Source organism: Pseudovibrio sp. Ad5 (assembly GCF_001623095.1).
Classification (GTDB): Bacteria; Pseudomonadota; Alphaproteobacteria; order Rhizobiales; family Stappiaceae; genus Pseudovibrio.
Genome location: NZ_LMCH01000020.1, coordinates 1 through 18,443, shown reverse-complemented (window position 1 = coordinate 18,443; position 18,443 = coordinate 1). Strand labels below are relative to the sequence as shown.

At 52.3% G+C, this 18,443-nt stretch carries 15 protein-coding genes; 13 read left to right on the top strand and 2 right to left on the bottom strand.

What is annotated here, in order from left to right:
• Position 1: 1 nt before the first annotated feature.
• Both PsAD5_RS11580 and PsAD5_RS11575 read right to left on the bottom strand, forming a co-directional pair.
• Positions 2–292, bottom strand: a complete 291-nt coding sequence (locus PsAD5_RS11580) for a DUF1330 domain-containing protein (RefSeq protein WP_063292219.1) — start codon at positions 290–292, stop codon at positions 2–4.
• Entirely contained in the window at positions 292–990 is a 699-nt protein-coding gene (locus PsAD5_RS11575) for a GntR family transcriptional regulator (RefSeq protein ID WP_063292218.1), read from the bottom strand. Before PsAD5_RS11575 ends, PsAD5_RS11580 begins: the two co-directional genes overlap by 1 nt.
• Before the next feature lie 111 nt (positions 991–1,101).
• Between PsAD5_RS11575 and PsAD5_RS11570 the strand changes: the two genes are divergently transcribed.
• The 13 genes from PsAD5_RS11570 (at position 1,102) to PsAD5_RS11510 (ending at position 18,286) form a co-directional block, all read left to right on the top strand.
• Positions 1,102–1,710 carry an amino acid synthesis family protein gene (locus PsAD5_RS11570; RefSeq protein ID WP_057464621.1) on the top strand — a complete coding sequence of 203 codons (609 nt, stop codon included), beginning with the start codon at positions 1,102–1,104 and terminating at the stop codon, positions 1,708–1,710.
• Positions 1,676–2,482 (top strand): alpha/beta fold hydrolase, encoded by an 807-nt coding sequence (locus tag PsAD5_RS11565; RefSeq protein WP_063287747.1) that lies wholly within the window; start codon positions 1,676–1,678, stop codon positions 2,480–2,482. Before PsAD5_RS11570 ends, PsAD5_RS11565 begins: the two co-directional genes overlap by 35 nt.
• Positions 2,483–2,499: 17 nt before the next feature.
• A complete protein-coding gene (locus PsAD5_RS11560; protein ID WP_063292217.1) occupies positions 2,500–3,417 on the top strand; it encodes a flavin reductase family protein in 918 nt (305 codons plus the stop codon).
• Between the two features lie 3 nt (positions 3,418–3,420).
• Positions 3,421–4,467, top strand: coding sequence for an LLM class flavin-dependent oxidoreductase (locus tag PsAD5_RS11555; protein ID WP_063292216.1), 1,047 nt, complete (start codon positions 3,421–3,423; stop codon positions 4,465–4,467).
• Positions 4,467–5,933 carry an aldehyde dehydrogenase gene (locus PsAD5_RS11550; protein ID WP_063292243.1) on the top strand — a complete coding sequence of 489 codons (1,467 nt, stop codon included), beginning with the start codon at positions 4,467–4,469 and terminating at the stop codon, positions 5,931–5,933. The genes PsAD5_RS11555 and PsAD5_RS11550 overlap by 1 nt, the downstream gene beginning before the upstream one ends.
• A gap of 110 nt (positions 5,934–6,043) precedes the next feature.
• Positions 6,044–7,717, top strand: a complete 1,674-nt coding sequence (locus tag PsAD5_RS11545) for a BCCT family transporter (RefSeq protein WP_063287751.1) — start codon at positions 6,044–6,046, stop codon at positions 7,715–7,717.
• A gap of 108 nt (positions 7,718–7,825) precedes the next feature.
• Positions 7,826–9,277, top strand: a complete 1,452-nt coding sequence (locus PsAD5_RS11540; RefSeq protein WP_063292215.1) for an NAD-dependent succinate-semialdehyde dehydrogenase — start codon at positions 7,826–7,828, stop codon at positions 9,275–9,277.
• Positions 9,278–9,291: 14 nt separating this feature from the next.
• Entirely contained in the window at positions 9,292–9,669 is a 378-nt protein-coding gene (locus tag PsAD5_RS11535) for a carboxymuconolactone decarboxylase family protein (RefSeq protein WP_063292214.1), read from the top strand.
• Positions 9,670–9,946: 277 nt separating this feature from the next.
• On the top strand, positions 9,947–11,455 hold the full coding sequence (locus PsAD5_RS11530; RefSeq protein ID WP_057464613.1) for an efflux RND transporter periplasmic adaptor subunit: 1,509 nt from the start codon (positions 9,947–9,949) through the stop codon (positions 11,453–11,455).
• Entirely contained in the window at positions 11,452–14,631 is a 3,180-nt protein-coding gene (locus PsAD5_RS11525; protein ID WP_063292213.1) for an efflux RND transporter permease subunit, read from the top strand. The genes PsAD5_RS11530 and PsAD5_RS11525 overlap by 4 nt, the downstream gene beginning before the upstream one ends.
• 120 nt (positions 14,632–14,751) lie before the next feature.
• Positions 14,752–17,211 carry a heavy metal translocating P-type ATPase gene (locus tag PsAD5_RS11520; protein ID WP_208981752.1) on the top strand — a complete coding sequence of 820 codons (2,460 nt, stop codon included), beginning with the start codon at positions 14,752–14,754 and terminating at the stop codon, positions 17,209–17,211.
• Between the two features lie 16 nt (positions 17,212–17,227).
• Positions 17,228–17,629: a Cu(I)-responsive transcriptional regulator gene (gene cueR, locus PsAD5_RS11515; protein WP_063292212.1), complete on the top strand. Its 402-nt coding sequence runs from the start codon at positions 17,228–17,230 to the stop codon at positions 17,627–17,629.
• A 108-nt stretch (positions 17,630–17,737) separates the two neighbouring features.
• The gene (locus tag PsAD5_RS11510) at positions 17,738–18,286 is read left to right on the top strand and encodes a thioredoxin family protein (protein WP_063292211.1); all 549 of its coding nucleotides are present in this window, start codon (positions 17,738–17,740) and stop codon (positions 18,284–18,286) included.
• Positions 18,287–18,443 lie beyond the last annotated feature (157 nt).

The window sequence follows — 18,443 nt, the reverse complement described above, 5'->3', positions numbered from 1 at the left end:
CTTATTCCAACCCCTCAACGATCATAATGTCTGCCAAAGCAGCGGTTTTGCGGTGGGTTTTGGCTTCTTGGTATTCTGGGGAGTGGTAGCAGGCCAGGGCTTGTTCCATGGTGTCGAATTCGATGACGACGTTACGGGGGTGTGTGGTGCCTTCCAGGTGCTCGGTTTTTCCGCCGCGGGCGAGGAAGCGGGCGCCGTATTTTTGGAAGGCGGCTGGAGCGGCCTGGGTGTAGTTTGTGTAGGCGTCAGCGTCCGTGACTGTGACGTGGGCAATCCAGTAGGCTTTAGGCATTATTTTTCGCTTTTGCTCAGTTCTGCAGTCAGAAGGGTCTTGGCAATATTTGCGGCTTCCGTCAGATGTAACTGAATGGCAGCTGCAGCGGCCTGAGGGTCGTTCGTTTCGATTGCGGAGTAGATTTTCTCGATCCGTTTGTAACCTGCATCATGGCGGTCACGAGTACCCAAAGTCATTGCGCGCAAACGGCTGATGCGACCATTGAGTCGCTGTACCACTTCCCATGCAACGTTCTGGCCGCTGATATCAAAAATGCACTGATAGAATAATGTTGTTGCTTCAAACAGGTCGTTTGTTTCGCCGCTGCTGTAGGCCAATTTGAGCTGAGCGAGCGCTTTACCAAGTTTTTTCTTATCCCCATCTTTGGCCAGTTCAGCGCATTTTTGTGCGGCACTGGTCTCCAAAAGCATGCGGATTTCGTAGATCTGCTGCGCGTTTTCCCAATCCAGTTTGGCAACGATCGGGCCTTTGTTTGGCAGAATTTCAACAAGGCCTTCTGCTTCAAGGTATCGGATTGTTTCCCTTACAACTGAACGGCTTACGCCAAGCTGGTCGCAAAGTGGCCGCTCGACCAAACGGTCTCCTGACTGGAAATGCCCGGCAATGATAGCAGCTCTCATTTTCTCAAGAGCCATATCGCGAAGCGTCATGGTGGGACGCTCAATTTTCAAAGGATTATTTGCAGTAGAGATCATGGCATCAATCTAGCTTGCGTTGACTTCATTCGCAAGAAGGTATTGACATTCGGTATTATGGTATACCATCTTATCACCATTGAATTTGACAGTGGAATGAACGGAAGACCAATGCCAGCAGAGATACGCAAGACACTTCTTCACGTGGAAGACACGCTGATTGAAGGTGGCAAAAAAGCAGAGACCCCATTGCGGATGATTGCGGCCGTTGCTGTGATCAAGAACCCATGGGCTGGGCAGGGCTTTGTTGAAGATCTGCGTCCGGGCATCCATGATGTTGCACCAGATGTTGGTAGCTTGCTGACGGATATGATCATCAACTTTGCAGGTTCTGGTGAAGCTGTTGAGGGTTACGGTAAAGCAGCTGTTGTTGGTGTGAACGGTGAAGTCGAGCATGCCTCTGCGCTCATTCACACCCTGCAATTTGGTAATTTTTACCGTGAAGCTGTCGGCGCCAAAACCTATCTGGCGTTCTGCAACACCCGCGCTGGTGCAAACGCTCCGATCATGATTCCGCTGATGGACAAGAATGATGGTGGTCGCCGTTCACACTATCTCACCATTCAGCTTGCTATTCCCGATGCTCCGGGCCCAGATGAAATCGTCATCGCACTGGGAGCTTCACTCTCAGGACGCCCGCACCACCGGATTGGTGATCGCTATCAGGACCTTAAGGAGCTGGGACATGACGTTGACAACCCTGCAGCTGTCACATCCTAAGGGCACTGTTTGCTACCGTGAGGTTGGTGAAGGTGAGCCGCTTGTGCTGGTCCACGGGGTTGGCATGCAGGATGCTTCCTGGGAACCGCAAATCGAGCATTTTGCGAAAACGCATCGTGTTATTGCGGTAAACATGCCGGGGCATGGAGGAAGCACTGCGCTTCCCCAAGGCTCTCAGCTGGAAGACTATGTGGCGTGGCTGCATGCAGCGATCTCAGCGCTTGGATTTGAGCAGGTCAATCTTGCCGGTCACTCCATGGGCGCACTGATCAGCGGTGGTTACGCAGCAACGTACCCGGAACGCGTAAAACGCGTTGCTTTGTTGAACGGCGTTTACCGCAGATCTCCAGAAGCTCGCAGTGCTGTGGAGGCGCGGGCTAAGGAAATCGCAGAGGGTCACATCAACATCGACGGACCTTTAAGCCGTTGGTTTAGTGAGAGCATTGCGGATCAGCAGGCGAAAGAAAAAGTCGGCAACTGGCTCCGGGAGGTTGATCCGGTTGGCTATGCAGTCACTTACAACGCATTTGCACATGGGGACGCGACCTATGCTGACAAATGGGAGGAAATCAGATGCCCGGCGCTTTTGCTGACGGGTGATGGTGATCCGAACTCCACCAAGGAAATGGCGGTGGATATGGCCAAGGCAGCGCAGGACGGCATGGTCTGCATCATTGAAGGCCATCGTCATATGGTCAATCTGACAGCACCGGAACAAGTCAACGCCGCAATGGCAAGCTGGTTAAAACAGCCAATAAGAACAAACGGATAGAAAGGGAGATCTACCCGATGACAGCGATGGACCCACGTACATTGAGGAATGCATTTGGTACATTCCTTACCGGTGTTACGGTTGTGACAGCCCATGGGCAGGATGGTGAGCCGCTCGGCTTTACGGCAAATTCCTTTTCAAGCGTTTCCCTCGATCCGCCATTGTTGCTGGTATGTCTTGCGAAAAGCTCCAGCAATTATGATGCGTTGACTGAGGCATCCGGTTTCGCCGTCAATATTTTGGCAGAAACCCAAAAGGATGTGTCCAACACCTTTGCAAGCCGTGTCGAAGACCGTTTTGCGACGGTTGACTGGAAAGTCGGTCCGAATGGCGCTCCGGTCCTTTCTGATGTAGCTGCATGGTTTGATTGCTCAATGCACAATGTGGTGGACGCGGGTGACCATGCAATTCTGATCGGTGAAGTAAAGGCTTTTGAGACCGGCGTTGCCAACGGTCTGGGTTACGCGCGCGGTGCATATTTTACTGCCACACAAGAAGTCAGCTCCATTCAGGTAGATAGTGAAACCGTTGTTAGCGCTCTCCTGGAACGAGACAAAAAAGTGCTGTTTTTTGAAGATGATGCAGGCCAACTGCGATTGCCAACGCGCAATGTCAGCAAAGGCACACCAACCAAAGAACTTACAGCATTACTGGAAGAGGTCGGTGTCCCGTCTTCTGTCGGCTTCATTTACTCCGTCTACGAAGATGAAGAGGCGAATGCCCAGCATCTGGCTTTCCATTGCTCAGCCGGTGAAGGGGCCAGCCAGTCTGGAAACTTCCTCGCGCTGACAGATGATGTGCTGGCGCGCGTGCAGGATGCTGCAACACAGAAAATGCTGGGCCGGTTTGCGAAGGAGACGCAGAAGGGCAATTTCGGCATCTATTTTGGAAATAATGAAAACGGCGAAGTGCGCAAAATCGCACTGGGAGAGTAAGCCATGAAATTTTCACTTTTCATCCATCTTGAGCGCATTTCCGCTGATGAAAGCCAGCAAAAACTCTATGACGAGTTTTTGCAGCTCTGTGAGATTGCAGACAAAGGTGGCATGCATGCGATCTGGACTGGTGAACACCATGGCATGAACTTCACCATTGCGCCGAACCCTTTCATCAACCTTGTAGATCTGGCACGGCGGACCGAAAATGTACGTCTTGGAACAGGAACTGTCATCGCGCCTTTCTGGCATCCAATCAAGCTGGCTGGCGAAGCAGCTATGGCGGATATCATTATGGATGGCCGTCTTGAGCTGGGTATTGCTCGTGGTGCCTACAGTTTTGAATATGAGCGTATGATCCCGGGTCTTGACGCTTGGGAAGCTGGCCAGCGTATGCGAGAGCTGGTGCCTGCCGTCAAGAAGCTTTGGGATGGTGATTATGCTCACGAAGGTGAGTATTGGCAGTTCCCGAAAACGACGTCTGCACCACAACCAATGCAGGATCCGCACCCGCCTGTCTGGGTTGCTGCACGTGATCCAAACTCCCATGATTTTGCGGTGGCGAACGGCTGTAATGTTCAGGTAACGCCGCTCTGGAACGGGGATGATGAAGTTGAAAGCCTCATGGAACGCTTCAACGATGCTTGTGAGAAAAGCCCATCCGTTCCACGTCCAAAGATTATGTTGCTGCGTCACACCTATGTTGGTGGTGATGAGGCGGATGTTCAGCAGGGTGCTGAGGAGGTCAACCGTTTCTACAACTACTTTGGTGCATGGTTCAAAAACGAACGCCCAATCACTCAGGGTCTTATTGAGCCGCTCAACGACGAAGATATCGCGAACCATCCATTCTACAGCGCAGAGCAGATGCGCACCAACAATGTGATCGGTACGTCTGACAAAGTCATCGAGCGCCTGAAGCACTACGAAGACCTTGGCTACGATGAATACTCATTCTGGATTGATAGCGGCATGACGTTTGAGCGCAAGAAAGCGTCTCTTGAACGCTTCATCAACGAAGTGATGCCTGCTTTCCAAAAGGATGCATGATGAAACGCTTCCAGCACTATATCGATGGTCGATTTGAAGATGGCTCAGCACAGTTTCAAAGTCTGGACCCGGCAACGGGTCAGCCTTGGGCAGAAATGCCCGAGGCGCGGACTGAGGACGTAAACCGTGCTGTTGCTGCAGCTGAGCGGGCTTTCTTTGATCCTGCCTGGAGCAGCCTGACAGCCACACAGCGCGGCAAGTTGCTTTACAAACTGGCAGATCTGGTTGAGGCGAATGCGCCTAAGCTGGCACAGTTGGAAACGCAGGACACCGGGAAAATCATCCGCGAAACATCTGCCCAGGTGGCGTATGTGGCGGATTACTATCGGTATTATGCTGGCCTGGCAGATAAGATTGAAGGAGCGCACCTTCCAATCGACAAGCAAGACATGGAAGTTTGGTTGCGCCGCGAGCCAGTTGGCGTGGTGGCTGCCATTGTTCCATGGAACAATCAGCTGTTCCTGTCCGCTGTTAAGATCGGCCCAGCACTGGCAGCCGGCTGCACGTTGATTGTGAAGGCATCTGAAGAAGGGCCTTCGCCTCTTTTGGAGTTTGCCAAGCTGATTGAAGAAGCTGGCTTCCCGAAAGGTGTGGTCAACATCATCACTGGATTTGGTGCTGAATGTGGACAGGTGCTGACATCGCATCCATCAGTGGCTCACGTTGCCTTTACTGGTGGACCGGAAACAGCAAAGCACATCGTGCGCAATTCCGCGGAAAACCTTGCCAGTACCTCGCTTGAGCTGGGCGGAAAATCTCCATTTATCGTGTTTGAAGATGCAGATATCGACAGCGCCGTAAATGCGCAGATATCCGGCATTTTTGCAGCAACAGGCCAAAGCTGTGTTGCAGGTTCTCGCCTGATCATCGCAAAGAGCATCAAGGATGAGTTTCTTGCTCGTTTGAAGGCCAAAGCTGAAGCCGTCGTCATCGGGCATCCGCAGGATATGGCAACAGAGGTCGGCCCTTTGTGCAGCCAGCGCCAGCGCGACCACATCAATGCAGTCATCAAAGCTTCTGTTGAGGCTGGTGCCAAGGTCCTGACAGGCGGCGTGGATTGCGACCGTGATGGTTTCTACTTCCCGCCAACCATTCTGGATTGCTCCGATGTGCCGAATGCTCCTTGTGTGACAACCGAGCTGTTTGGCCCAGTCCTTTCTGTTCTTACCTTTGAGACAGAGGCTGAAGCCCTGCAGATGGCGAACGATACAAAATTTGGCCTGGCTTCCGGCATCTTCACACAAAGCCTGACGCGGGCACACCGCATGATAAAGGGCATTCGCTCCGGCATCGTGTGGGTGAACACCTACCGCGCAGTTTCCCCTGTTGCTCCGTTTGGCGGACAGGGACTTTCAGGCCATGGCCGTGAAGGCGGACTGCAGGCAGCCCTGGATTACACAACAGTGAAAACAGTTTGGTTGCGCACCTCTGACGATCCGATTCCAGATCCATTCGTTATGCGCTGAGAACAGGGAGAACCCCATCCGTAGCTCCTGTTCAGCAGGGGCTGGAGATAAGCCGGCGGTGAAACCCGGCACGGACACAATGTCCGATTAATTTAGCCTGGGAGGGAACTATGGCTATCGAAAAAGAGCACATTCAGAAAGATCTGAATGTTGCCGAAACGGGGCTCTTTAAGGGCCTGCACAACGGAATGTCTATCGCAGCCAAGGCTATGGTTGCGGCATTTGTTGTGTTCACGATTTTGAATGTTGATTATGCTGGTGAACTGTACGGGGCGGTACGCAGCTGGGTCGAAACAGCGCTGAGCTGGTACTACATCTCCTCAGTCATGATCATCTTCTTCATTTGCATTGGCTTGATGGTCAGCCGGTTTGGCTCCATCCGTCTGGGCGATGATGATGCACGTCCGGAATTCAGCAACTTTGCATGGTTTGCAATGCTGTTTTCCGCAAGTGTATCCATTGGCATCATGTTCTTTGGTGTTGCTGAGCCGTTGTTCTACTTCGACAATTCCGCGGGCTGGGGTTATCCAAACAACCCGTTTGCGGATATGGCTGGCCACAATGAGATGAACATGGACCGTGCAGTTGATGCGGTTCGCGTGACCAACTTCCACTGGGGTCTGCATGGCTGGGCGATTTACACCATCACCGGACTTTGCCTTGCGTATTTCTCATTCCGCAAAAAACTGCCACTGACGTTCCGTAGTGCTCTTTACCCGATCCTCGGCGAACGCATCTACGGTCCGGCTGGTCATGCGGTTGATCTGCTTGCCGTGTTTGGTACCGTGTTCGGCATCGCGACGTCCATGGGGCTTGGCGTAAACCAGATGGCACAGGGCCTGAACGTGCTGTTCGGAGTTGATCCGGGCACGCTTACTCAGATCGCTTTGGTTATCGGTATTTCCATTGTGGCGACACTGTCTGCGGTCTCTGGCATTGGCAAGGGTATTCGTATTCTTTCCGAATGGAACATCGCTCTAACACTGCTGCTGATCCTGTTCTTTGTTGTGGCAGGTCCATCTCAGTGGCTCGCAAGCTTCTTCCTCACATCCGTTGGCGATTACATGTCCAACTTCCTGTCCATGGGCTTCTGGACTGCAAGTGAACCGGGCGATGTGAAATGGCAGGGCGGCTGGACCATGTTCTACTGGGGCTGGTGGCTGTCCTGGGCACCATTCGTGGGCATGTTCATTGCACGCATCAGCCGTGGTCGTACCATTCGTGAGTTCATGTTCGGCGCAATGCTTGTGCCAACCGTGATGGCCTTCCTCTGGATCACCATTTTCGGCGGCAATGCACTGTTCATCGAAATGAATGCACCTGGTGGTGTTGGTACTGCAGGTCTGATTGATACCGTCAACAGCTGGAACCTTGGTGGCGCGCTCTATGGCACCATTGAGCAGATGACCTCTAATGGCACAATCAGCTGGCTGATTGCTGCACTCACCACCTTCTTGCTGGCGACATGGTTTATCACGTCGTCCGACTCCGGCACGTTGGTGATCACAACAATCCTGTCTATGGGGAATGCACACCCACCTAAACAGCACCGTGTGATTTGGGGTGTTGCTCAGGGTGTTGTTGCTGCGGCGCTCTTGCTGGCTGGTGGATTATCCGCTCTGCAAACTGCTGCCATTGCGGCTGCCTTGCCGATCAGTGCTCTTGTGGTTCTCATGTCATGGGGAATTGTGAAGTCGCTCATGCAGGATTCAAGTGCGGTGAGAGACCCTCATGAGGAAGTCGCTCCTGACGGAACGGCTCTGGATCGCGAACTGCGGGCGTAATCCGATTTAACGGAAAATGAACGGAATGGGGGCCACATCTGGTCCCCATTCTTTTCCGGCGTGATGACTATGCCGATGTGACAACAATGAAAGACAAAGGGTGTCGCCATGGACCTGAAGCTGAACAACCCAAGCCTGTTGCAATCCGGTGCATATATCGATGGTAGCTTTGTTTCGCGCCAGAAAACCTTTGCAGTCAATAACCCTTCTACAGGTGAACTGATTGCCAATGTTGCCGATTGCTCGCGCTCTGATGTGGTCGATGCCATCACCGCCGCGAAGACTGCTCAAAAAGCATGGGGCAAGCGCACAGGCAAGGACCGTGCACAGGTTCTGAGACGCTGGTTCGACTTGCTGGTTGAAAATGCAGATGATCTTGCAACCATACTGACCGCGGAAATGGGGAAGCCGGTTGCAGAAGCAAAAGGTGAGATCCTTTACGGTGCCAGCTTCATTGAATGGTTTTCGGAAGAAGCAAAGCGTGTGTACGGCGACACTATTCCGGGCCATCAGGAAGACAAACGCATCATGGTGATCAAGCAGCCAGTCGGAGTTGTTGGAGCGATTACACCATGGAATTTTCCAAATGCGATGATCACCCGCAAAGCTGCGCCTGCACTGGCTGCTGGCTGTGCGATGATTGTAAAACCTGCTGCTGAAACACCTCTCTCCGCGCTTGCTTTGGCATTGCTGGCAGAGCAGGCAGGCATTCCGAAAGGCGTGCTGAGCATCCTTCCATCAACGGATGCCGTTGCAGTCGGTGAAGAGCTGTGCACCAACGACATTGTCCAAAAGATCAGCTTCACAGGTTCCACCAATGTTGGCCGCATTCTCATGCGCCAAAGTGCTGACCAGATTAAGAAGCTCTCCCTGGAATTGGGTGGGAATGCACCATTTATTGTGTTCAATGATGCAGATCTGGACAAGGCCGTTGAAGGTGCACTGATTTCCAAGTTCCGCAATGCCGGCCAAACCTGCGTTTGCTCCAACCGTATCTATGTACAGGATGGTGTTTACGACGCCTTCGCCAAAAAACTTGCGGATGCTGTTCGTAACCTGAGTGTTGGTGATGGCTTCCAATCCGGCGTGACTATCGGACCGCTCATCACAGAAGCTGCCGTTCAAAAGGTGGAATTTCACATCAAGAATGCACTTGAGAACGGCGCTAGTATTGTGTGCGGTGGTGAGCGCAGCGACAAAGGCGGCACCTTTTTTGAGCCAACCGTTCTTGCCAATGTGACCGGTGAGATGGACGTGGCAAGAGAAGAAACGTTCGGTCCGCTTGCTCCACTGTTCCGCTTCAAGGAAGTTGACGAAGCCATTGCAGCAGCGAACGATACCGAGTTCGGCTTGGCCTCTTACTTCTACAGCAATGATCTCTCCACGGTCTACAAAGTGGCGGAAGAGTTGGAGTACGGCATGGTAGGCGTCAACACCGGTCTGATCTCCACTGAAGTTGCACCATTTGGAGGCGTCAAACAATCCGGACTTGGCCGTGAAGGCTCCAAGTACGGCATCGAAGATTATGTTGAGATGAAATACATCTGCATCAGCGTTTAAGAGAGAAAATGATAATGTCTGACCGGTTTGAAATAGGCCTGAAACAGCGTAAATCCACCCTTGGCGCTGAGTACGTCGAGGCCAACCTGGCAAAGGCGGATGACTTCAATCGTCCGTTTCAGGAAGCCATGACCGAATGGTGCTGGGGTTTCGGCTGGGGCGATGACGCTATCGATGCACCAACTCGCAGTCTGATGAACCTGGCCATGATCGGCGCACTCGGCAAAATGCACGAATGGGAACTGCACTGCAAAGGCGCACTGCGCAACGGCGTCACGAAAGAACAAATCCGCGCCGCCTGCCACATCGTCGCCATCTACGCCGGCGTCCCCGCCGGAGTAGAATGCTTCCGCAGCGCAAGAAAAGTGCTGGAAGAGGCGGGGGAGTTGTAGAGCCTCTGTTACTAAGAAGTCTTTTTTGGAGCCCTGCTGATGATATCGGCAGGGCTTTTTTTGATTACGGCAAGTACTGGGCTTCAGTATCACCCTTGACCTTCCAGTCACTGGAAGGATTAGAATGTTGGATACTAAGTTGGGCAGTGCCAGAAGGAATAAAGAAAAGTGGTGCTGTTTTGTGAGCTTGGAGGGATTTGGTTGGGATGGTGAGTATCCCGGCGGTAGCAAAGCACCTTCAGGTCTGAATAGTGTTTTGTAAATCAGGACAGGACCGATGCGTCGTGGATACGCGGTTGTGGCTGGGCTTGCGATTGTAGCAAGTGTTTCGGCTGGGCTAGGGATCTTTATTGGAAGTTCGATGGACTGGACTTCTGACAGGGCAGGCAGTGCTGAAAGTGAAGTTCTATACTGGGTTGCACCAATGGACCCGAGTTTCCGGCGCGATGCACCTGGAAAGTCTCCTATGGGGATGGATCTTGTTCCTGTTTATGCAGGACAGGATGCTGAGCAATCTGGGAGTTCTGTTGTGTTGTCTCCAAATGTGATTAACAGCATCGGTGTACGCACGGCCACCGCCAGCGTTGAGCCTATCTCAGAGAAAATCGAAAGTGTTGGTTTTGTTGGCTATGACGAGCATCGTTCCAGCCAGGTTCACTTACGTACGGAAGGGTGGATCAAGAAGCTCAACATCCGTGCAATTGGTGATCCCGTTGAGAAGGGAGATTTGCTTTTCACTGTCTATGCGCCAGAGGTGACAGTTGCGAGTGCTGATCTGATCCGGGCTGTGCGCCGGAATGATAAGCAAACCGAGCAGAACATCCGGATCCAACTTCAGAATTACGGTATTGATGACGCCCAGATTGATGAGATGGCTCGGGCGAATACTCCGGCCAGGGTCTTCAAGGTGTACGCTCCTCAATCCGGCGTGGTGACCACATTGGAAGCGGCGGATGGCATGTATCTACAGCCGGATTCCATAGCACTTACTTTGTCTGATATGTCCTCTGTGTGGTTGATGGTGGATGTGTTTGAACAGGACATTGCCCGTCTGAGCAAAAACAGCGATGTGCTTGCGAGCTTTGAGCACCTGCCCGGGCAAGTGCTTGAGGGCCGCATCGATTATATCTACCCGGAATTGGATGCGGTGACGCGCACCCTGCCGGTCCGGCTGCATTTTGACAACTCAGAGGGTGTTTTACGTCCGAACATGTTTGGCCGTGTAACCATCATCCCATCAGAAACGCGACGTGCATTGACAATTCCAGCCAGCGCGCTGATCCGCACAGGTTCATCTGATCGGGTTATCCTGCAAACTGAGGAGGGCACGTTTCAGCCACGCATGGTGACGCCGGGCCTGACGGGGCGTTTTGGAGGAGGAAGCAGGACCGAGATCTTACAGGGGCTTGAAGCAGGGGAAGAAGTTGTAACCTCCGCTCAGTTTCTGATTGATAGTGAGAGTTCTCTTTCGGCGGGCATGGCCCGCATGTCTTCTGCGCAAGACGGCCCCATCTGGGTTAATGGCACAGTGATCAACTTTGATGCAGAGACAAACTCCGTCACCATTCGACATGATGCCATTGAGGAGTTGCAGTGGCCAGCGATGGAAACGACGTTTGCGGTCCGTGCAAACCTGAAGAACCACGCATTCCAATATGATAGGTCTATTGAGTTTGCTATCTCAAAGGGGGCTGACCAGCGCTTCAGCCTTGTCGATCTGCGAGATGTAAAAGATCAAGCGTCAAAAACAGCACCTGCTGACACGGTGGGGGCCGATGAAAAATGATTGGCTCCATCATACGTGCATCCATCAGGAACCGCGTGATTGTGCTCATGGCCGCTGTGATGCTGACACTTGGTGGCATCTGGGCGCTGAAAGAAACACCGGTTGATGCAATTCCGGATCTGTCTGATGTGCAGGTCATTATCAAAACCCCTTATGACGGACAGGCCCCTCAGGTCATTGAGGATCAGGTAACCTATCCGATCGCCACAGCCATGCTGTCAGTGCCAGATGTGATCGACGTGCGCGGGTTCTCGTTTTATGGCGATTCCTACGTCTATGTGGTCTTTAAAGACCGTACAGACCTTTATTGGGCCAGAAGCCGGGTGTTGGAATACCTTGCTCAGGTTGGAGCCCAACTACCTGAAGGCGTGACGCCTGAACTGGGTCCAGATGCGACAGGAGTTGGCTGGATTTTTCAGTACGCCCTGATTGACCGGACCGGTCAACATGATCTGGCACAGCTGCGCTCTTTACAGGACTGGTGGTTGAAGTATGAGCTTCAAACTGTCAGCGGCGTGTCGGAAGTGGCAACCATCGGCGGTATGGTCAAGCAGTATCAGGTGGTCGTTGACCCCAACAAACTACGAGCCTATGGCGTGACATTGCCTGCTCTCATGAGCACGATCCAGAACGCGAACCGCGAGACCAGCGGCAGTGTGATTGAGATGGCAGAAGCGGAGTACATGGTCCGTGCAACCGGGTACATCCAATCTATTGAGGATCTTGAGCAAATCCCGATCAAGGTGAATGAGCGTGGTGCAGCTCTCACCCTGAGCGATGTGGCAGACATCCGCCTTGGTCCGCAAATGCGCCGTGGTGTGGCTGACCTGAACGGCGAAGGCGACTCCGTTGGGGCCGTTGTCATTATGCGCTGGGGTGAAAACCCGCTGAGAACACTTGAGGGTGTGCATGCCAAGCTGGAGGAGCTGAAACCGAACCTGCCTGAAGGCGTGGAGATTGTGACCACCTATGACCGGGCTGGGGTGATTGAGCGAGCAATTGATAACCTAACCACCAAACTCTCAGAGGAGTTTCTGGTCGTGGTTCTGGTGTGTGCAGTGTTTCTCCTGCATCTCAGATCTTCATTGGTCATTTTGATTTCGCTTCCTCTTGGCATTTTGACGGCACTGCTGGTGATGCGTCTGCAAGGGGTGAATGCGAACATCATGTCCCTTGGCGGGATCGCTATCGCTATTGGAGCGATGGTTGATGCGGCCATTGTGATGATTGAGGCCATGCATCGACGGCTTGAGAAGGAACCGAAACCCGATAAGAACCGCTGGAAGATTGTCGCCGAATGCTGTTCCGAGGTTGGACCAGCTCTGTTCTATTCACTGGCGATTATCACCATCAGCTTTCTGCCGGTGTTTGTGCTGGAAGCGCAGGAAGGTCGTCTGTTCAAGCCGCTTGCGTTCACTAAAACCTATGCCATGGCGGCTGCGTCCATTCTCAGCATCACGCTTGTACCGGTACTGATGGGATATTTTGTGCGAGGACGCATTCATCCTGAGGCGAAGAACCCGGTCAATCGGTTGTGCATCGCCTTGTACCGGCCCGCACTTGCAGGCGTGATTGCCTGGCCCAAAACAACGATCATCTTTGCGCTGGTTCTGGTTGCGTCCATTCTTGTGCCGCTGAACCGGATTGGGTCTGAGTTCATGCCGGAGTTGAAGGAAGGTGACTTTCTTTACATGCCGTCACTGTACACCGGTGTTTCTATTGGTAAGGCGCGTGAGGTACTTCAGCAGACGGACCGTATGATCATGCAGGTGCCTGAGGTAAAGACCGTTCACGGCAAACTTGGACGCGCTGAAACAGCAACAGATCCAGCTCCACTGACCATGTTTGAGACCACCATTCAGCTCAGACCGCAAGATCAGTGGCGTGAAGGGATGACGCTTGAAAAGATCCGTCAGGAGCTGGACAAGTCAGTTCAGGTTCCGGGCCTTACAAACGTCTGGATCCAACCGATCAAGAACCGCATTGATATGCTTGCAACTGGTATGAAAACACCTGTCGGCGTCAAAGTGTCGGGGCCGGACCTGCAGGTCATTCAAGACATTGCAGTGAAGATTGAAGGCCTCGTGAAAGGCGTTGAGGGGACGCTGTCCTCTTACGCAGAGCGACCAAGAGGTGCGCGCTTTATTGAAATCGACATCGATCGGAATGCAGCCGCTCGCTATATGCTGAATATCAAGGATGTTCAGGATGTGGTGCAAACCGCGATTGGCGGAATGGATATTGCTGAAAGCGTTGAGGGTTTGGAGCGATACCCCATCAATCTGCGCTATCCTCAGGATTGGAGAAGCAGCCCGGATCAACTTGAGAAACTCCCTGTTGTGACACCATCAGGTGCGCATATTCCGCTTGGAGCTGTCTCTGATATCAACATTGTTGACGGCCCCGGTATGATCCGCTCAGAGAATGCGCGACCAACAGGTTTTGTTTTCATTGATATCGAGGGACGAGACCTTGGCGGTTATGTCAGCGAAGCACAAGAACTGGTTGCTTCCGAAGTTAAAATCCCTGCTGGCTACTCGATCACATGGTCAGGACAGTATGAGTATATCGAGCGTGTTCAGGAACGCTTACAGTTGGTTGCGCCCGTGACATTGCTGATCATCACTCTGATGCTTTTCCTCGCATTCAACCGCGTGGGTGAAGTGGCAATCATTCTGACGTCTCTGCCAGTCGCGCTGACAGGCGGTGTTTGGTTTGTTTACGCTCTGGGGTTTGACTTGTCGGTTGCCGTACTGGTCGGCTTCATTGCCCTGGCAGGCGTGGCTGTCGAAACAGCCATCGTGATGTTGTTGTACCTGAACCTTTCCTGGGACAAGCGCGTGGCGTTTGCCAGGAAAGAACACAAGGTCCTCACCGCAAAAGATATCCTTGATGCCGTTGTCGAGGGTGCCCTGTTACGATTGCGGCCAAAAGTGATGACCGTGGCAACCATCTTTGCCGGGTTGATACCGATCATGCTGGGCAGTGCAACAGGCTCAGAGATCATGAAACGGATTGCAGCCCCAATGGTTGGCGGCATGATCACCGCAACACTGCTGACACTCTTCGTTATTCCGGCAATTTATGTGCTTTGGAAGAGAGCCCTACTATCTGCCTTGAATAAAATCACCGCAGAAGAAGCCAGTGAAAGTCTGGAGAAAACAAAGACTAAGTGATGTTTCGCTGTCATTTACCTGATGGCCAAAGTCTTTTCATTTTCCTGATGATTTTAGTCTTGACCTTCCAGTCGCTGGAACCCTTAGGGTGCCTTCAATAGACAATGAAATGGTGAAATTATGTCCCACAGTTCAACACTGAAAATGCAAGTCGAAGGCATGAATTGTGCGTCTTGCGTCGGTCGTGTCGAGAAAGCACTCAAGAGTATTTCGGGTGTGGCGAACGCCTCTGTCAATCTTGCAACAGAAAGCGTACAGGTCAATTACGATGAGACCCTCACGCCGCAAGATGTGGCCGATGCGCTTCAGAAAGCTGGCTATCCAGCGCTCACAGAAAGCATCACCTTTGGTGTTGAGAACCTGAGCTGCGCGTCTTGTGTGGGACGAGCTGAAAAGGCTTTGCGAGCCGGAAATGGTGTTCTGGAAGCCAATGTTAATCTGGCAACAGAAAGTGCGACAGTGCATTACGCAGTGGGGGCGATAACACCCTCCGCGATTGCTGAACTGGTCACCTCAGCAGGGTATCCTGCTACATTGGACAAGACCGAGCCTGCTGAAGCAGCTCACCGCAAAACAGATGAGATCCGTCAGCTTAAGAGCAAGGTGTTGCTCGCTGCCGTGCTGGCACTTCCAGTTTTTCTTATCGAAATGGGAAGTCACTTCATTCCCGGCGTCCATATGCTGGTTGAGAACTCACTTGGTTTGCAGAACAGTTATTATCTGCAGTTCATCCTGACGACTGTTGTGCTCTTTGGACCGGGCCGACATTTCTACACCAAGGGCTTCCCGTCGCTCTTAAAAGGCGCACCGGATATGAATTCTCTGGTCGCACTTGGGACCTCCGCCGCTTATGTATTCTCTCTCGTTTCAACTTTTGCGCCGCAATTGCTTCCGGCGGGAACCGTAAACGTCTATTACGAGGCCGCTGCTGTAATTGTCGTCCTCATCTTGCTAGGCCGCTTTCTGGAGGCACGCGCCAAAGGCAGAACTGGCGAGGCGATCCAGAAACTCGTTGGCATGCAGGCTAAAACCGCGCGTGTTGAGCGCGATGGCGTGGCGACAGAAGTCCCGATTGAAGAGATCATTGTGGGTGATGTCATTCAGGTGCGCCCAGGTGAAAAGATCGCTGTGGATGGTGCCGTTGTCTCAGGTTCTTCCTTCGTGGATGAGAGCATGATTACAGGTGAGCCAATTCCGGTTGAAAAGGCCTCTGGTGACGATGTTGTCGGCGCAACAATCAACGGCACAGGTGCCTTAAGCGTGCGTGCAAGCAAAGTTGGCAATGATACCGTTCTCTCCCAAATCATTCAGATGGTGGAACAGGCTCAGGGTGCCAAGCTGCCAATTCAGGGATTGGTCGACAAAATCACATCGTGGTTTGTGCCAGCTGTGATTACTATTGCGATCCTCACCGTTGCTGTGTGGTTCTTGTTTGGTCCTGACCCCGCGCTTAGTCTTGCTTTGGTCGCTGGTGTTGCTGTGCTTATCATCGCTTGCCCATGTGCCATGGGGCTTGCAACGCCAACATCTATTATGGTTGGTACAGGCCGTGCGGCTGAACTCGGTGTTTTATTCCGCAAAGGCGATGCGTTGCAGATGCTCCAGGAAACCAAGGTGGTTGCCTTGGATAAGACCGGCACGCTCACTGCCGGACATCCGGAACTAACAGACATTATCCTGCATGAAGGTTTTGAGGAGGAAGACGTTCTGCGATTGGTCGCAGCTGTTGAGCAAAGCTCCGAACACCCCATTGCAAAGGCGATCGTGCAGGCCGTCGAAGAACGTGGCATTGCGCTTCCAAAACCAGAGAGCTTTAACTCTCTGACTGGATTTGGTGTCAGCGCGGTTGTGCAGGGGCACGATGTTCTGGTTGGTGCAGATCGGTTGATGGACCGTGAAGGCATTGCACTGGAACAGCTTTCTGTTGATGCAACCGTACTTGCAACTAGAGGAAAAACCCCGCTTTACGTTGCTATTGATGGAAAAATTGCAGCGGTAATTGCAGTTGCTGACCCAATCAAGAAAACAACTCCAGATGCGATCAAGTCCCTTCATGAGCTTGGCTTGAAAGTTGTGATGATCACGGGTGATAACCAGAAGACAGCCAACGCCATTGCAGCCGAACTTGGCATCGACAGCGTGGTTGCCGAAGTTCTGCCTGACGGTAAAGTCCGTGCGCTGGAAGACTTGCGTAAGAACGCTTCCGGTAAACTGGCCTTCGTGGGCGATGGCATCAATGATGCGCCTGCTTTGGCAGCAGCAGACGTTGGAATTGCCATTGGAACTGGTACTGATGTGGCAATTGAAGCCGCGGATGTCGTTCTGATGGCAGGAGACCTGAACGGTGTGGTCAATGCGTTCCACATCAGCCAGCAAACCATGCGCAACATCCGCCAGAACCTGTTCTGGGCATTCAGTTACAATACACTGCTGATTCCGGTTGCTGCTGGCGTGTTATATCCATTCGGTGGCCCGCTTCTGTCTCCTGTACTGGCAGCAGGTGCTATGGCACTTTCAAGCGTGTTTGTCTTAACCAACGCTTTGCGGTTACGCTGGATCAAAGCAACAACTGCGCATTAAGAGGGATGGAACGACGATGAATATTGGCGAAGTAGCAGAACGCTCCGGCATCCCGACCAAGACCATCCGTTATTATGAGGATATTGGGTTCCTTCATCCCAAACGGAATGAAAACGGCTACCGAATCTTTGAAGAAACGGAGCTGCACAAGCTGACATTCATCGGCCGTGCCCGTTCCCTCGGGTTCAACATCGAAGAGTGCCGGGCCTTGCTGGCACTCTATGAAGACAAAGAACGCGGCAGTTCTGACGTAAAAAAGATCGCGCAACAACACGTCAAAGAGATCGAAGCCAAAATCGCCGACCTCATCGCCATGCGCGACACACTCACCCACCTCATAACCGCCTGCGCCGGCGACCACCGCCCCGACTGCCCAATCCTTGATAATTTGAGTAACGGGAAGGGGGAGCCGCGGTGATCAGGAAATCGTGACCACAGGCCTGGATATTTTCATCCAGTTCTTATGGACAGTTCAGGCTTTCTTATGACAACCTCTAGGCAGATCAATTAGTTAAAGGGTGACATTGTGCTTCTGAATACTCCTGTTTGTGACTTTGGTTGGAAGGCTCCGGATTTTACGCTTAAGGACCCTGATGGAAACAGTTTCACCATGTCGGAGTGTATTGGTGAAAAGGGGCTCCTGGTTGCGTTTATTTGCAACCATTGTCCTTATGTGCAGGCGATTGGAGATCGGTTGGCGGCAGATACCAGCTTGCTCATCTCCGAAGGCTTTGGAGTTTTAGCAGTGATGTCCAATGACTATCATTCGGTTCCTGCAGATGCTCCGCGCAAGATGAAAGACTTTTCGAAACTGTATGGCTTTGAATTTCCCTATCTGGTTGATGAAAACCAAACAGTAGGAAAGAGATATGGTGCAGTTTGTACGCCAGACTTCTTTGGTCTCAACAGTAAAGGTGAGCTACAATACCGTGGCCGCTTAGATGATGCAGGATTTAACGACCCAGCCGCACGCAAAACCGAGCTTTTGGACGCTATGCAGTTAATTACTGAAACAGGTCGAGGACCTGAAGAACAGATCCCAAGCATGGGATGTTCGATCAAGTGGTCAAATTAGTTCCATAAGGTTGGTTCTGCGAAATTGGGTTGTCAGCGCAATGCTAAACTGTCTATCCTCTGCAAACTAAAAATGTCACAGTGCTCTTACGTTGGGTTATGCTGGGGAGCGTGGCATGGGATGGGTGGTTATGAGTGAACGGGAGTTAAATCGGGTT

Excerpts from the sequence above, each read along its gene's own strand:
- PsAD5_RS11525 (WP_063292213.1), top strand. The coding sequence starts at position 11,452 with ATGATTGGCTCCATCATACGTGCATCCATCAGGAACCGCGTGATTGTG.
- PsAD5_RS11545 (WP_063287751.1), top strand. The coding sequence starts at position 6,044 with ATGGCTATCGAAAAAGAGCACATTCAGAAAGATCTGAATGTTGCCGAA.
- PsAD5_RS11565 (WP_063287747.1), top strand. The coding sequence starts at position 1,676 with ATGACGTTGACAACCCTGCAGCTGTCACATCCTAAGGGCACTGTTTGC.
- PsAD5_RS11550 (WP_063292243.1), top strand. The coding sequence starts at position 4,467 with ATGAAACGCTTCCAGCACTATATCGATGGTCGATTTGAAGATGGCTCA.
- PsAD5_RS11540 (WP_063292215.1), top strand. The coding sequence starts at position 7,826 with ATGGACCTGAAGCTGAACAACCCAAGCCTGTTGCAATCCGGTGCATAT.
- cueR (WP_063292212.1), top strand. The coding sequence starts at position 17,228 with ATGAATATTGGCGAAGTAGCAGAACGCTCCGGCATCCCGACCAAGACC.
- PsAD5_RS11570 (WP_057464621.1), top strand. The coding sequence starts at position 1,102 with ATGCCAGCAGAGATACGCAAGACACTTCTTCACGTGGAAGACACGCTG.
- PsAD5_RS11520 (WP_208981752.1), top strand. The coding sequence starts at position 14,752 with ATGTCCCACAGTTCAACACTGAAAATGCAAGTCGAAGGCATGAATTGT.
- PsAD5_RS11575 (WP_063292218.1), bottom strand. The coding sequence starts at position 990 with ATGATCTCTACTGCAAATAATCCTTTGAAAATTGAGCGTCCCACCATG.
- PsAD5_RS11535 (WP_063292214.1), top strand. The coding sequence starts at position 9,292 with ATGTCTGACCGGTTTGAAATAGGCCTGAAACAGCGTAAATCCACCCTT.
- PsAD5_RS11555 (WP_063292216.1), top strand. The coding sequence starts at position 3,421 with ATGAAATTTTCACTTTTCATCCATCTTGAGCGCATTTCCGCTGATGAA.
- PsAD5_RS11560 (WP_063292217.1), top strand. The coding sequence starts at position 2,500 with ATGACAGCGATGGACCCACGTACATTGAGGAATGCATTTGGTACATTC.
- PsAD5_RS11580 (WP_063292219.1), bottom strand. The coding sequence starts at position 292 with ATGCCTAAAGCCTACTGGATTGCCCACGTCACAGTCACGGACGCTGAC.
- PsAD5_RS11530 (WP_057464613.1), top strand. The coding sequence starts at position 9,947 with ATGCGTCGTGGATACGCGGTTGTGGCTGGGCTTGCGATTGTAGCAAGT.